Raw genomic sequence first — 12,920 nt, 5'->3', positions numbered from 1 at the left:
CCGGCACGGGCTCGGTGTCCCTTACGAAGCGGCTGTCTCGGCCGCCTTCTTCTTTCGATAGTGATAATTCTTGTCGATGCGCTCCATCAGGTAATCGCCATAGAGCACTGGCTCGTATTTCGGCTGTGTGCCGGCCGGCACACAGACCGAAAGTGCGGCAATCGTCTCGTCCATGGAGGGGTCGAAGAAGAAGGGCTGCGAATAGCGCTCGCGTCCGGAGCGGTTGATGACGCGGTGCGGCGTCGAGACGAACTGGTCGTTCGACCAACGCGCCAGGATGTCGCCGACATTCATGACGAAGGAATCCGGAACCGGCGGCGCGGGAACCCAGTCGCCCGCCTTGTTCTTGACCTCGAGGCCGCCGACATTGTCCTGGGCGAGCAGCGTGATGAAGCCGTAGTCGGTGTGCGGCGCCGAACCGAAAAGCCCCTCTTCCTGGGGCTGCGTCGGATAGTGCAGCAGCCGCAGGAAAGTCGTCGGCTGCTCGAAATAGCGGTCGAGACTGTCGGAGGGCAGCCCGAGCGAAAGCGCGATGGCGCGCACCATCTTGCGGGCGAGCGTGCCCATCTCCTGGACATAGCGCTCGATGGTCTCCCTGAAGCCGGCAAGGGCGGCCTCGTCAGGCCACTGGTTGGGGCCTTGCAGCGGCTTGCCGGCCAAGGCCCGGGGGTCGTCGGCGCCGACCTCGTGCATGAAGAAGATCGATTCGCTCTGGTTCGGCTTGCTGACGGCCGCCACGGACGAGGTCACGATGGTCGAGCCGGCAAAGGGCAAGTAGCCGCGGAAAGATCTTCAGCTTCGCCTTCTCCTCCTCGGGCAAGGCGAAGAAACGCTTGGAGGCCTCGCGGACCGCTTCGACATCGGTGCGCGGAATGGGGTGGCCGGTGACATAGAGGAAGCCAATCGTCTCGAGATAGCGGCGCAGTGTCGCTGCCGTTTCCCTGATCGCGCCTTCGTCGTCGCCATAGAGCGGCGAAACGTCGAGGATCGGAATTTCGGAAAAATCGCCGCGCTCTTGTGCATCCATTTCGAACACCCTGTCTTGAACATAAGATACAGTACTGTATTTCTAAACACCCGAACGGCCTCATCAATAGGCTTTCGATCGCAAAAGGAAGGACGCGGCATCATGGCACCACGCAAGATCATCATCGATACCGATCCGGGCCAGGACGACGCCTTCGCCATCCTCTTCGCACTGGGGTCGCCTGATGAACTCGACGTGGTCGGCATCACCACGGTCGGCGGCAACGTGCCGCTTGCCCTGACCTCGAAGAATGCGCTGAAAGTCGTCGAACTCGCCGGGCGGCCCGATGTGCCCGTTTATGCCGGCTGCCCGGCGCCGATGGTGCGCAAGCTGATCACCGCCGAATATGTCCATGGGGAAACCGGCCTCGACGGCGCCGACCTTGCCGAACCGGTGACGCCGCTGCGGGGCGAACACGCGGTGAACTACATGGTGCGCACCATCATGGACGCGCCGGAAGGCGAATTGACCGTTTGCACGCTCGGGCCAATGACGAATCTGGCCATGGCCATGACCATGGAGCCGAGGATCGTGCCCCGTCTGCGCGAAGTGGTGCTGATGGGCGGCGGCTTCTTCCAGGGTGGCAACGCGACGCCGGCCGCTGAGTTCAACATCTTCGTCGACCCGCATGCCGCGCACAAGGTGTTCGACAGCGGCGCGCCGGTGACCATGGCGGGCATCGATTGCACCTACACGGCGCTGATGACGCCTGAGTGGCTCGACCGCCTGCGCGCAAGCGGCAGCCGCGCGGCGATCGAGGCCGCGAACCTGGCCGACTTCTACCGCCAGTATGGCACCCACAAATTCGAGACGCCGGCACGCCCCATCCACGATGCCTGCGTCACCGGTTATCTCCTGGCACCGCAAATCTATGAACAGCGCCAGTGCGCGGTGACGGTCGACATTGTCTCGCCTGAGACAATCGGCATGACCGTCGTCGACTGGTGGCACGTCACCGGCCGGCGCAAGAACTGCAACGTCCTGCGGCGCATCGATCCCGCGCCGTTCTTCGAACTCATGCTGGAGCGGATCAGCGCATTGCCCTGAGTTGCGCCTTCCGCGATAGATGGACACTTGATGAGTCGCGAAGCGCATCGGAGCCGGCGAACGGTTTTGTGGGCGTTGCGTGTGCGATGAAGGTCTTGATCGGATGAAATCGGACAGCGCCCCGGCCAAAGGCAAGAGACCAGCCAAAGCCGCGGGACCTGGGAAGACGGCGCGGCAGACGCTGAGTCGCGAGGCCTGGATCGCAGCGGCGCGCAAGGTGCTGGAGAAGCACGGCATTGGCGAGGTCAAGATCGACCGCCTCGCCAAGCAATTCAAGGTGACGCGCGGCAGCTTCTATTTCCATTTCACCAGCCTGGCCGATCTTCGCGACGGCCTGCTGCAAGAATGGCGAGATATCAATTGCGAGCCCTTCTGGGCTATGCGCGAGATGCTGGATATAGACGGCCTGCAGTTCTTCACCGACATCGTGCATGTTTGGGTCGACGAGGCGCCGTTTAGTCCCCTGCTCGACCTCGCCGTGCGCGACTGGTCACGAACGTCGAAAAAGCTGGCGCAGGAGGTCAAGGATATCGATGACCTGCGCATCGAACTCCTGACCCGCTCCTTCCGCGCCATGGGTTATCCCGAGGACGAAAGCCTGGTCAGGGCCCGCATCACCTATTTCCACCAGATCGGGCAATATGCGCTGTCCTTCAAGGAGGACCCGGCGGTGCGCCGCAGCTACCAGCCACTGTTCGGCGAGGTGCTGCTGGGGCCGCTGGTGCAGGAGCCGGGTTCGGCGCCACGGCCGGCGGAAATACGGCGCGGGCGGCGTTAGCGGACGAGGCATCCCGTCAACCCGTTAGGGGTATCGCGATGCCGGCATGGTGACTTCCCAACTGCCAGAAGGGTAGCTGGAACCGCTCGCGCTGCGCTTCGACGATATGAAAGCCCGCCGTCCGGATCAGGTGCAATGGATCGCGATTGAGGTGGCAGCCGCCGGCGAGCCGGCCCCATATCAGGTTCAGACGCTCTTGCCACCGGCGGCAATGCGGCCCTTCGGCCTGGCCGTGCTCGATGAAGATCAGCCGGCCCTTGGGCTTGAGGATGCGCCGGATTTCGGTCAACGCCGCCTCGGGGTCCGGAATGGTGCAGAAGGCATAGGTGACGACCACCGTGTCGGCGAAGCTGTCGGCCAAGGGCAGCCTTTCACCGCTGGCCCTGATGCAGTCGACATCGAATGGCAGGGAACGGCTCTTCGGTTCGGCCAGGCCCAGCATCGTGCCGTCGGGATCGACGCCGACCAGCCGCTTCACCCTGGCGGCGTCGTAATGGGGAAGGTTCAGACCGGAGCCGAAGCCGACTTCGACGACGACGCCCCCTGCCCGCGGGATCAGACGCCTTCGCATGTCCGTGAAGGCGTTGGCCGAACAGCCGGCGTGGACGAGGTAGGGAGCAATGCAGCGCGCGTACCAGGAGAGACAGGATTGGCACATGTCTCAGCCTCCTTGCCGTGTGTTGGCGGCACCGACAGGGCGGGTGAGAGTATTGACCAGTGACATTTCTCGCTCCAAGGGAGTCCCGTGATCGGGCCCGATCGGCCCGACGTCGTGGGAATGGATAGAAGGCCGGCGTCCCCTCAACGTCCCTGCATGGCCGTGGTCGGATCGATGGAGCGATTGGAATTCCGATTTCTGGGTTTTCCGGAGTTCCGCTTGAACGGCCGGCGGGTGGAACTCGCCCTGCGCAAGGCGGCAGCCCTCCTCATCTATCTCGCCGAGGCCAGCGGGCCGGTGGCGCGCGAGGTCGCCGCCACGCTGTTGTGGCCGGAAGCCGACGAGCAGGCCGCACGCGCCCGCCTTCGGCGCACGCTGTACAAAATCCGCATCGCGTTCGGCAACGAGATCATCGCCGCCACAGGCGTCTCGCTAAGCCTGCACCCGGCGTTGTCCGCCGAGATCGACACCAGGATTTTCGAGCAGGCCTGCAATTCCGGCGCTCTCGACAAGGCAGCCGAGATCTACAAAGACGACTATCTCGCCGGCTTCTTGCTGCCGGAATGTCCGCAATTCGAGGAATGGGTCTTCTTTCGGCGAGAGACGTTGCGTGGCCGGCTGGTGCAGGCGCTGGAGCGGCTCATCGACGCCAAGATCGCCGACAGCCAGCCTCGCGGCGCGGTCGTTCACGCGACACGGCTGGCGGCACTCGACCCCTTGAGCGAAAGCGCGCACCGACATCTGATCCGTGCCCATCTGGCGGCCGGGGACAGGGCGGCGGCCGAGCGGCAGATCGACACGTGCATCCGGCTCTTGCGGGACGAACTCGGTGTAGCGCCGGACCCCGCCACGCTTGCCATGCTGAGCCAGCCAACTCAGGACGCCGCCCTGGACGTGCCCAGGACGCGCTATGTCGCGGTGGGCGGCATCCACATCGCGTACCAGATCTTTGGCAGCGGCCCGACGGACATCGTGCTTGTTCCCGGCTTCATTTCACATGTCGAGCGTATCTGGGAAGACCCGGGTTGCCGCGCCTGGCTGACCGCGGTTTCGCGCCTGGGTCGCCTGATCCTCTTCGACCGGCGCGGCATGGGGCTTTCCGACCGCGTCGGTGCCCGCCCCACGGTCGAGGCGACGGCGCAGGATATTCTGGCGGTCATGAACGCGGCCGGCAGCCGCCGGGCCTTGCTGGTCGGCGCATCGGAGGGTGGGCCGGGCTGTATCCGTTTTGCGGTCCAGCATCCCGATCGGCTGACGGGCCTTGTCTTGTGGGGCTCGCTCGCCAAAGGCAGCCGTGCACCTGACTATCCCCACGCCTTGACCATCGCGCAGTATGATCTGTGGAAGCAACGGCTGCTGGCGGGCTGGGGTGGCGCGGCGGAAATCGACACCTTCGCACCGAGCCTCGCTGGCGACCGCCAGGCGAGGACCTGGTGGGCCGGATTGCTCAGGGCAGCCTCCAGCCCGGGTGCGGTCGCCGGGCTGCTCGACGCGTTGCGGGACACCGATGTCCGTCACCTCCTGGCAAACGTCACCGCCCCGACGATGATCCTCCACCGTTCCGGCGACCGCGCCGTGCGCATCGAGGCGGGGCGGTTCCTAGCGGCCAAGATTCCAGGCGCGCGGTTCATCGAGGTCGATGGCGACGATCACTGGTTCTGGGTCGGCGACCAGCAGGCGCTGCTCGACGGTATCGGCGCGCTTGTGCGACACGGCTGATCCGGCCTCACGCCGTCTTCTGCGCCACCAGCCCCAGCTCCTCCACCATCGCCTGACGCATCAGGAATTTCTGCGGTTTGCCGGTCACGGTCATCGGCAATTCGCTGCGGAAGCGGATGTGACGCGGCACCTTGTAGTGGGCGATCTGGCCCGCGCAGAACGCCTTGATCTCCTGTTCGGTGGCGACCTGGCCGGGTTTGAGCACGATCCAGGCGCACAGCTCCTCGCCATATTTGGCGTCCGGGATGCCGAAGACCTGCACTTCCCGCACCTTGGGATGGCGGTAGAGGAATTCCTCGACCTCTCTGGGATAGACGTTCTCACCGCCGCGAATGACCATGTCCTTGACGCGGCCGACAATGTTGCAATAGCCCTCGGCGTCGATGGTGGCGAGGTCGCCGGTGTGCATCCAGCCATCGCTATCGATCGCCTCGCGTGTCTTTTCGTCGTCGTCCCAATAGCCCTTCATCACCGAATAGCCGCGCGTACAAAGCTCGCCCGGCGCGCCGACCGCAACGGTGGCGCCGTCGACGGCGATCGCCTTGACCTCGACATGCGGGTGGATGCGCCCGACAGTCGAGACACGCTTTTCCAGCGGATCGTCGGTGCTGCTCTGGAACGAGACCGGACTGGTCTCGGTCATGCCGTAGGCGATGGTCACTTCAGCCATGTGCATGAGCGACACCACCTTCTTCATCACCTCGATCGGGCAGGGCGAACCGGCCATGATGCCGGTGCGCAGGCTGGAGAGATCGAAGGTCGGGAACTCCGGATGGTCGAGCATGCCGACAAACATGGTCGGCACGCCGTAGAGCCCGGTGCAGCGCTCCTGCGCGATCGCTTTCAGCGTCAGGCCCGGATCGAACCCCTCGCAGGGGAAAACCATGGTCGCGCCCTTCGACACACAACCCATGGTGCCCATCGACATGCCGAAGCAGTGATAGAGCGGCACCGGGATGCAGAGCCGGTCGTCGACAGTGAGCTTGATGGCCGAGGTGACGAAATTGCCGTTGTTGACGATGTTGAGATGGGTGAGCGTCGCGCCCTTGGGTGCGCCCGTTGTGCCTGAAGTGAACTGGATGTTGATCGCATCGCCCGGCTTCAGCCCTTCCGAGATGCGGTCGAGGCTATCATGCTCGTCGCGACCGGCCATGGCCAGCACGTCGCCGAAATTGAACATGCCTGGCGAGTTCTCCTCGCCCACACGGATGACGATCCTGAGCGCCGGCAATTTCGCGGCCTTCAGCTTGCCGGGTGTCGCCGTCGCGATCTCCGGCGCCAGAGTCTCGATCATGGCGAGATAGTCCGATGTCTTGAAGCTCGCCGCCGTCACCAGTGCCTTGCAGCCAACCTTGTTCAGGGCATATTCCAGCTCGGTCAGCCGGTAGGCCGGATTGATGTTGACCAGGATCAGGCCGATGCGGGCGGTGGCGAATTGCGTCACCAGCCATTCCCAGCGGTTGGGCGACCAGATGCCGACCCGGTCGCCCTTCCGGAGGCCGAGCGCCAGAAAGCCGGCGGCCAGTGCATCTACCGTGTCCGACAGTTCGCTCCACGTGAAGCGCTTGTCCTGGCCGACGAACACGGCGGCATCGAGCGTGCCGTATTTGCCGACGGTGTCGGAGAACAGCGCGGGAATGGTCTTGTCGAGCAGCGGCACTTTGCGGTCGCCCGAGACATGCGCCCTGCCATCGACCGGTGCAATAAAGACGCTGCCGGCGCGCGCGCCGCGTCCGCGCAGATTGGTGGCATTCTTCAGCTCGTCGAGATTGACCGGCATCGCTGTCTCCTCCCAAGACTGGCCGAACCTATCAGCCTGCCGGGACGCTGGAAATCCCGTCGATGGTACTGGAGCCCCTTCCCTGAAGGATCGTTACGCGACCGCCGCCATTTTCGCGACGATGTCGCGCAAAACGGCGTCGTCGGCCGCTGCACGTGTCTTCCTCGACGCGACCAGACAGGCCTGCGACTTCAGCACGACGCCGTCGGCCAGCACCTTGAGATGGTTGGCGCGCAGCGTCGAGCCCGTGCTGGTGATGTCGACGATGACGTCGGCGAGGCCGGCCGCCGGCGCGCCCTCGGTGGCGCCGAGGCTCTCGACGATGCGATAGACCTGAATGCCGTGCTTTTGGGAGAAGAACTGCTGGGTCAGCCGCCAGTATTTGGTGGCAATCCGCAGCCTGCGGCCATGGCGCTGGCGGAAGTCGGCGGCGACATCGTCGAGATCGGCCATCGTGTCGACATCGAGCCAGATCTCGGGCACCGCGACCACGACATCGGCATGGCCGAAGCCGAGGCGGGCGACGATCTCGGCCCGCGCTTCCCAGTCGGCGAGACTTTCCCGCACCAGGTCCTCGCCGGTGATGCCGAGATCGACCGCGCCTTGGCCTATTTCGCCCGATATTTCGGAGGCCGACAGGAAGAGCACTTCGACATTGTCCAGGCCCTCGACACGGGCGTGATACTTACGCTCGTCGCCGGGCAGGCTGACGGCGAGGCCGGCCTTGGCCAACACCTCCAGCGCCTGCTCCTTGAGCCTACCCTTCGAGGGAACGGCGAGCGTGATCATGATGCCGCCCCCCGCAACGCCTCGATGCGGTCGAGCCAGACCGAAAAGCCGACGCCGGGGATCGCGGTCTTGGCACCGAGCAGCGTCAGCAACCGGTCGTAGCGCCCGCCACCGGCCAAGGCGCGCTCGCCGTCGGCGGCCGCGATTTCGAAGACGACACCGGTGTAGTAGTCGAGCGGACGGCCGAAAGCGGCGTCGTAGCGGATTTTTTCGGAGGGCAAGCCATGCGCCTCGATCGCCTTGGCGCGGGCCGAGAATGTTTCCAGCGCCGCACCCAGCGAAAGTCCGGCGCCGGCCGCGAAGGTTTCCAATGCCTGGGCCGCGCCATCGAGCGCCACGTCGATCGCCAGAAAATCTTTCAGCGCCGCGAAAGCCTCGTTCGACAGCCGCACGCTGCGCAACTCAGCTTTCTCGATCAGCCGCCGCGCAATATCCGACGGCGCGCGCCCGGCCGATGCCGACAAGCCGGCTTCCTCCATGCCGCCGGCAATATGCTGGGAAAGACGGTCCAGATCGCCATCGAGGACAAGCGCCGCGACCGGCCCGGAGAGCTGGCTGTTGCGCGGCGGGTTGGCGAGATCGGCGAGTGCTGTCTCCAGCATAGGCGCCGAGCCGAAGGCGCGGGCCAGCCGCATGCGCCAGCCGCGCGGCAAGCCGAGCGCCGCCAGCACCGCCTCGAAAATCGCCTGGTCGCCAAGCGTGACCGCCAGCGGCTGGCCGGGCAGCACCAGCGACAGGAGCGCATGCGCGTCGGCGACCGAACGGGCATCGGCTTCGGCCGTGTCGCCGTCGCCGAGATCCTCGATGCCGGCCTGGAAGAACTCATTGCCGCCCTCGCGGCGCTGGCGAAACACTTCGCCCAGATAGGAATAGCGGCGCGGCGTGCCGGCCTGGCTGGCTATGTGGTCGAGGCAGACGGGAATGGTGAATTCGGGCCGCAGGCAGAGCGTCTGCCCGGTTTCGCTTTCGGTCAGGAAAATGCGGCGGCGCAGATCCTCGCCGGCCATGTCGAGGAAGGGATCGGCCGGCTGCAGCACCGCGACTTCGACGGCATGTGTGTTGCGGTTGGCGAAGAGGGTGATGATGTCGGTGGCGATGGCGGGGCGGGAGGTCATAGACAGGTTGGGCGCGAGGCACCCCCCTCTGGCCTGCCGGCCATCTCCCCCGCAAGGGGGGAGATCGGCAGCTTCGGGCTCGGCACGTTTTTCCCAACATCGGAGATTGGCGAAAACCTACGCGACATCCCATCTCCCCCTTTTCGGGGGAGATGGCCGGCAGGCCAGAGGGGGGTGCTCAAGCGCCACCCTTGGCGCGATCAGCGGCCTGCGCCGCCAAAATCTTCTTCACTTCGGCGACCAGTTCGCTTTCCGCTACTGTCACCTGGGCCGGACGCGCGGCGCGCCATTCCGCATTGTCGGTGATCTCCGCCGACATGCGCGCGCCTTCGATCAGGTCCTTGATCTGCAATTCGCCCTTGGCCCGCTCGTCGCCGCCCTGGATGACGGCGATGGGACAACCGCGCCGGTCGGCATATTTGAGCTGCGCCTTCATGCCGGCGCCGCCGAGATACATTTCGGAGCGAATGCCGGCGGCGCGCAATTCCGAGACCATCTTCTGATAGCGGCCGAGGCTTTCAGTGTCCTTGTCCATGACCAGCACGACGACCGGCGCGATCACTTCCGATACGTCCAGCTTGCCGAGGTTCTTCAGCGCCGTCATCAGTCGCGAGACGCCGATGGAAAAGCCGGTCGCCGGCACCGGCTCGCCGCGAAAGCGCGAGACCAGACCGTCATAGCGGCCGCCGCCGCCGACCGAGCCGAAGCGCACGATCTGGCCGTCCTCGTTGGGGATTTCAGCCAGAAGCTCGGCCTCGAAGACCGGGCCGGTGTAATATTCGAGGCCGCGCACGACGGAACGATCCATGGCGATACGGTCCTCGGCATATCCGGCAGCCCGGACCAACGATTCGATGGTCGCAAGTTCGCCAACGCCCTCCTGGTAGACCGCGTTCCCGCTGACGCTGGCATCCAGACCCGCCTGCACATTTCGCGCTGTCGCCATAAGAACAGCCTCGGCTTGCGTTTCATTCAGCCCGGCGCCCTTGGCGAAGTCACCCTCGCCTTCCTTGCCGCCGTCCCAGCGCCCCGGGCCAAGCAGAAGCCGGACACCGTCCGGACCGAGCTTGTCGAGCTTGTCGATGGCGCGCAGCACCGTCAGCCGGCGGCCGGCATTTTCCTCGCCGCCAAGGCCGATCGCTTCCAGCACGCCGTCCAGCACCTTGCGGTTGTTGACGCGGATGACGTAGTCGCCGCGCTTGATGCCGAGCGCTTCCATGACGTCGGCCATCATCATCGCCATCTCGGCGTCGGCCGCGACGCCCGGCGTGCCGATCGTGTCGGCATCGAACTGCATGAACTGGCGGAAGCGCCCGGGCCCGGGCTTTTCGTTGCGGAACACCCAGCCGGAACGGTAGCTGCGGTAGGGTTTTGGCAGGCGTTCGAAATTCTCGGCAACGAAGCGCGCGGTCGGCGCGGTCAGGTCGTAGCGCAGCGACAGCCACTGGTCGTCGTCGTCCTGGAAAGAGAACACGCCTTCGTTCGGCCGGTCCTGGTCGGGCAGGAATTTGCCCAACGCATCGGTATATTCGATCAGCGGCTGGTCGGCCGGTTCGAAGCCATAGAGCTCATAGACCGAGCGGATCGTCGCCATCATCTTCTCGACGGCGCGGATATCCTCGGCGCCGCGGTCGGCAAACCCGCGCGGCAGCCGCGCTTTCGTCTTTTCCGATTTGTCGGCCATAATCTGGGCACCCGATGTTCATGACTTCGTGACGCGGCAAATCTAGCGCGTTCACAGCGCGCGTTCCTAACCGATGAAGCCGGGAGCGGCAAGGGTTGGCGCCCGGCAGCGCACCCGACGAGATCAGGAAGAATCGAAACCCCCTGAAACAAAAACACGCCGGAAATGAAACAATGCCGCCACGGGCGCGGCATCGTGCCGACACAATCGCGGCCGATATAGCGCACCGAAACGAAGAGGTTCGGGACATGACCAGCGCAACGGAATTTGAGGCCAACAGCGAGGCCGGCGAAGTGCCGACGCGCCTGCGCGCGGCGGGCACCCATGCACCGCAAATGGTTGGCCGGGCTGCCAGGCCGTTCGATGTGCCGGCAGGCACCAGCAAGGATCCTTCCCTGCGCGACGCGTTGGTGACCGGTCTGCTGGTGATCTATCCGACGGTCGCCACGGTGGCCGCAATCGTCGCCGGGCTGTTCCTGGCCAGCGCCAACGGCACCTGAGCTGCCCCCGGCTATTTCGGCCGCTGGAAAGCCTTCCGCTGCTTCTCGACCTCCTTACGGCACACGCAGCCTTCGAGATGGTCGTTGACCAGGCCCATGGCTTGCATGAAGGCGTACACGGTGGTCGGGCCGACGAAAGTCCAGCCGCGCTTTTTCAGGTCCTTCGAAATCCGAACGGAAACCGCGCTGGTCGGGTTGGCGCGCAGATGGGCGAGGTCGACGATCTCCGGCCGCTCCTCCTTGCCGGGTTCGAACTTCCAGAACCAGGCGGCCAGCGAGCCGAACTCATCCACCATCGCGCGGGCGCGTTTGGCGTTGTTGATGGTCGAGACTATCTTGCCGCGATGGCGGATGATGCCGGCGTTGCCGAGCAGGCGCTCGACATCCCGTTCGTTGAAGGCGGCGACCTTATCGAAGTCGAAGCCAGCGAAGGCCTCGCGAAAATTCTCCCGCTTGCGCAAAATGGTCAGCCAGGACAGGCCCGACTGAAACCCTTCCAAGCAGATCTTCTCGAACAGCCTGCGGTCATCGGCCACCGGCCGGCCCCATTCATGGTCATGGTAATCCAGATAATCGGGCAGATTGCCGTGCCAGAAGCAGCGCACGACACCGTCAGGACCGGCAAGCAGGCCGGTGTTTTCATTGCTCATCCCAAGAAATCCATCCGTTAACGCGCTTGCGCGCTGTCTTTACCGTGGCTTTACCAGATTCCTGAACCGGGCGGTAACCACACCAAAGAGTTTACTGACAGAACCGCATTTTACGCATTCCGATTCATGTTTCGGTTGCTGCTCGCCGCCAATGATCGCGCAAGCCGGGAGCGTTCTTGCCCGGCGTATTAGACGATCAAGGTGCGTTCCCGATGAAAAGAGTTCTGTTTCCCTTGCTCGGCGCCGTGGCTGTGTTTGCCGCCGGCGTCACACCCTCAACCGCCAACGACCGTTATGCCGACAGACCGCCGGTGATGGTGAGCCCCGACCTTTCCGCGCCCTGGGTGCTGCAGCTCGGCCATGCGCCCGGAATCGTGCGGCAGAACCGACAGGCCGTGCAGCAGCAGCCGCGCCAGCGCACCGCGCAGCCGGCACAGCCCGACAGCGTACAGACGGCCGCTGTGCAGGCGCCTGCCAAACGCATGGTCATGCGCCGGCAGATCAACCCCGTCTACCTGCCGCAGGAAGTTGCCTATGACGGCGCCCAGAAGCCGGGCACCATCGTCATCGATACCACGCAGAATTTCCTCTATCTGGTCGAGAAGAACGGCAAAGCGCGGCGCTACGGCGTCGGCACCGGCAAGCCCGGTTTCGAATGGTCGGGCACCCACAAGATCACCAACAAGCGCGTCTGGCCGGACTGGCGTCCACCGGCCGAGATGATCAAGCGCGAAGCGGCCAAGGGCCGATACCTGCCGACCTATCTGGCCGGCGGCATGGAAAACCCGCTCGGCGCGCGCGCTCTCTATCTCGGCACGACCGAGTACCGCATCCATGGCACCAACCAGCCCTGGACGATCGGCGGCGCGGTATCATCGGGCTGCATCCGGATGCGCAACGAGGACGTGGTCGACCTTTATGAGCGGGTCAATGTCGGAACCACCGTCGAGGTGATATAGTGGCAGCGAATCAGCCGGTTAAGCAGTGCTGAGCAGGTTTTGGCGCGCTGTTGCCCTTAAGTCATAGCGTACTTTTGGAAGACGTGCTTAGACTGGCAACGAGTTAACGGGGGACGGGCCGTGTGGGGATACGGCCAGTCACGAGAGGGCAGCACGGGTAACCGGGCTGCCCTTTTCGTTTCACGGTGCGACAGGTCGCCCCGGAGGCACGGTG

The 12,920-nt window shown here is 64.7% G+C and carries 13 protein-coding genes; 5 read left to right on the top strand and 8 right to left on the bottom strand.

Annotation, left to right across the window (positions count from 1 at the left end):
- Window positions 1-21 precede the first annotated feature (21 nt).
- Together FJ936_RS08950 and FJ936_RS30860 are read right to left on the bottom strand one after the other, a co-directional pair.
- The gene (locus FJ936_RS08950) at window positions 22-693 is read right to left on the bottom strand and encodes a 2OG-Fe(II) oxygenase family protein (RefSeq protein WP_246680435.1); all 672 of its coding nucleotides are present in this window, start codon (window positions 691-693) and stop codon (window positions 22-24) included.
- Window positions 620-1,027: a 2-oxoglutarate and iron-dependent oxygenase domain-containing protein gene (locus FJ936_RS30860; protein ID WP_246680434.1), complete on the bottom strand. Its 408-nt coding sequence runs from the start codon at window positions 1,025-1,027 to the stop codon at window positions 620-622. The genes FJ936_RS08950 and FJ936_RS30860 overlap by 74 nt, the downstream gene beginning before the upstream one ends.
- Window positions 1,028-1,129: 102 nt before the next feature.
- On the opposite strand from FJ936_RS30860, the gene FJ936_RS08945 reads away from it, so the two are divergent.
- Window positions 1,130-2,074, top strand: a complete 945-nt coding sequence (locus tag FJ936_RS08945) for a nucleoside hydrolase (RefSeq protein WP_015316515.1) — start codon at window positions 1,130-1,132, stop codon at window positions 2,072-2,074.
- A gap of 103 nt (window positions 2,075-2,177) precedes the next feature.
- Window positions 2,178-2,852 (top strand): TetR/AcrR family transcriptional regulator, encoded by a 675-nt coding sequence (locus tag FJ936_RS08940; protein WP_140792903.1) that lies wholly within the window; start codon window positions 2,178-2,180, stop codon window positions 2,850-2,852.
- Between the two features lie 16 nt (window positions 2,853-2,868).
- On the opposite strand, the gene FJ936_RS08935 is transcribed toward FJ936_RS08940, so the two are convergent.
- On the bottom strand, window positions 2,869-3,510 hold the full coding sequence (locus FJ936_RS08935; RefSeq protein ID WP_140725597.1) for a class I SAM-dependent methyltransferase: 642 nt from the start codon (window positions 3,508-3,510) through the stop codon (window positions 2,869-2,871).
- Window positions 3,511-3,684: 174 nt separating this feature from the next.
- On the opposite strand from FJ936_RS08935, the gene FJ936_RS08930 reads away from it, so the two are divergent.
- Complete coding sequence (locus tag FJ936_RS08930; RefSeq protein WP_181763113.1) at window positions 3,685-5,229, top strand: alpha/beta hydrolase; 1,545 nt, start codon at window positions 3,685-3,687, stop codon at window positions 5,227-5,229.
- A 7-nt stretch (window positions 5,230-5,236) separates the two neighbouring features.
- Here FJ936_RS08930 and FJ936_RS08925 read toward each other — a convergent pair whose 3' ends face one another.
- The 4 genes from FJ936_RS08925 to hisS form a co-directional block, all read right to left on the bottom strand.
- Entirely contained in the window at window positions 5,237-7,009 is a 1,773-nt protein-coding gene (locus tag FJ936_RS08925; protein ID WP_141906388.1) for an AMP-binding protein, read from the bottom strand.
- A 93-nt stretch (window positions 7,010-7,102) separates the two neighbouring features.
- Window positions 7,103-7,798 carry an ATP phosphoribosyltransferase gene (gene hisG / locus FJ936_RS08920; protein ID WP_140792909.1) on the bottom strand — a complete coding sequence of 232 codons (696 nt, stop codon included), beginning with the start codon at window positions 7,796-7,798 and terminating at the stop codon, window positions 7,103-7,105.
- Complete coding sequence (locus FJ936_RS08915) at window positions 7,795-8,913, bottom strand: ATP phosphoribosyltransferase regulatory subunit (RefSeq protein ID WP_140792911.1); 1,119 nt, start codon at window positions 8,911-8,913, stop codon at window positions 7,795-7,797. The genes hisG and FJ936_RS08915 overlap by 4 nt, the downstream gene beginning before the upstream one ends.
- Before the next feature lie 178 nt (window positions 8,914-9,091).
- The gene (gene hisS / locus FJ936_RS08905; protein ID WP_140660873.1) at window positions 9,092-10,597 is read right to left on the bottom strand and encodes a histidine--tRNA ligase; all 1,506 of its coding nucleotides are present in this window, start codon (window positions 10,595-10,597) and stop codon (window positions 9,092-9,094) included.
- A gap of 248 nt (window positions 10,598-10,845) precedes the next feature.
- Between hisS and FJ936_RS08900 the strand changes: the two genes are divergently transcribed.
- Window positions 10,846-11,097 (top strand): hypothetical protein, encoded by a 252-nt coding sequence (locus FJ936_RS08900; protein ID WP_140792912.1) that lies wholly within the window; start codon window positions 10,846-10,848, stop codon window positions 11,095-11,097.
- A gap of 11 nt (window positions 11,098-11,108) precedes the next feature.
- Here FJ936_RS08900 and FJ936_RS08895 read toward each other — a convergent pair whose 3' ends face one another.
- Window positions 11,109-11,747, bottom strand: a complete 639-nt coding sequence (locus FJ936_RS08895; RefSeq protein ID WP_140725614.1) for a DNA-3-methyladenine glycosylase I — start codon at window positions 11,745-11,747, stop codon at window positions 11,109-11,111.
- Window positions 11,748-11,959: 212 nt separating this feature from the next.
- Between FJ936_RS08895 and FJ936_RS08890 the strand changes: the two genes are divergently transcribed.
- On the top strand, window positions 11,960-12,706 hold the full coding sequence (locus tag FJ936_RS08890; RefSeq protein ID WP_140660870.1) for a L,D-transpeptidase: 747 nt from the start codon (window positions 11,960-11,962) through the stop codon (window positions 12,704-12,706).
- Window positions 12,707-12,920: the final 214 nt, after the last annotated feature.

The organism is Mesorhizobium sp. B2-4-13, from assembly GCF_006658535.1.
GTDB lineage: Bacteria > Pseudomonadota > Alphaproteobacteria > Rhizobiales > Rhizobiaceae > Mesorhizobium > Mesorhizobium australicum.
The sequence above is the reverse complement of the archived record's forward strand: the minus strand, read 5'-3'. Positions and strand labels throughout refer to the sequence as shown.

Coding starts and splice junctions, on each gene's coding strand:
- FJ936_RS08895 (WP_140725614.1), bottom strand. CDS start 11,747: ATGAGCAATGAAAACACCGGCCTGCTTGCCGGTCCTGACGGTGTCGTG.
- FJ936_RS08900 (WP_140792912.1), top strand. CDS start 10,846: ATGACCAGCGCAACGGAATTTGAGGCCAACAGCGAGGCCGGCGAAGTG.
- FJ936_RS08940 (WP_140792903.1), top strand. CDS start 2,178: ATGAAATCGGACAGCGCCCCGGCCAAAGGCAAGAGACCAGCCAAAGCC.
- FJ936_RS08915 (WP_140792911.1), bottom strand. CDS start 8,913: ATGACCTCCCGCCCCGCCATCGCCACCGACATCATCACCCTCTTCGCC.
- hisS (WP_140660873.1), bottom strand. CDS start 10,597: ATGGCCGACAAATCGGAAAAGACGAAAGCGCGGCTGCCGCGCGGGTTT.
- FJ936_RS08950 (WP_246680435.1), bottom strand. CDS start 693: ATGCACGAGGTCGGCGCCGACGACCCCCGGGCCTTGGCCGGCAAGCCG.
- FJ936_RS08930 (WP_181763113.1), top strand. CDS start 3,685: ATGGAGCGATTGGAATTCCGATTTCTGGGTTTTCCGGAGTTCCGCTTG.
- hisG (WP_140792909.1), bottom strand. CDS start 7,798: ATGATCACGCTCGCCGTTCCCTCGAAGGGTAGGCTCAAGGAGCAGGCG.
- FJ936_RS08890 (WP_140660870.1), top strand. CDS start 11,960: ATGAAAAGAGTTCTGTTTCCCTTGCTCGGCGCCGTGGCTGTGTTTGCC.
- FJ936_RS30860 (WP_246680434.1), bottom strand. CDS start 1,027: ATGGATGCACAAGAGCGCGGCGATTTTTCCGAAATTCCGATCCTCGAC.
- FJ936_RS08925 (WP_141906388.1), bottom strand. CDS start 7,009: ATGCCGGTCAATCTCGACGAGCTGAAGAATGCCACCAATCTGCGCGGA.
- FJ936_RS08945 (WP_015316515.1), top strand. CDS start 1,130: ATGGCACCACGCAAGATCATCATCGATACCGATCCGGGCCAGGACGAC.
- FJ936_RS08935 (WP_140725597.1), bottom strand. CDS start 3,510: ATGTGCCAATCCTGTCTCTCCTGGTACGCGCGCTGCATTGCTCCCTAC.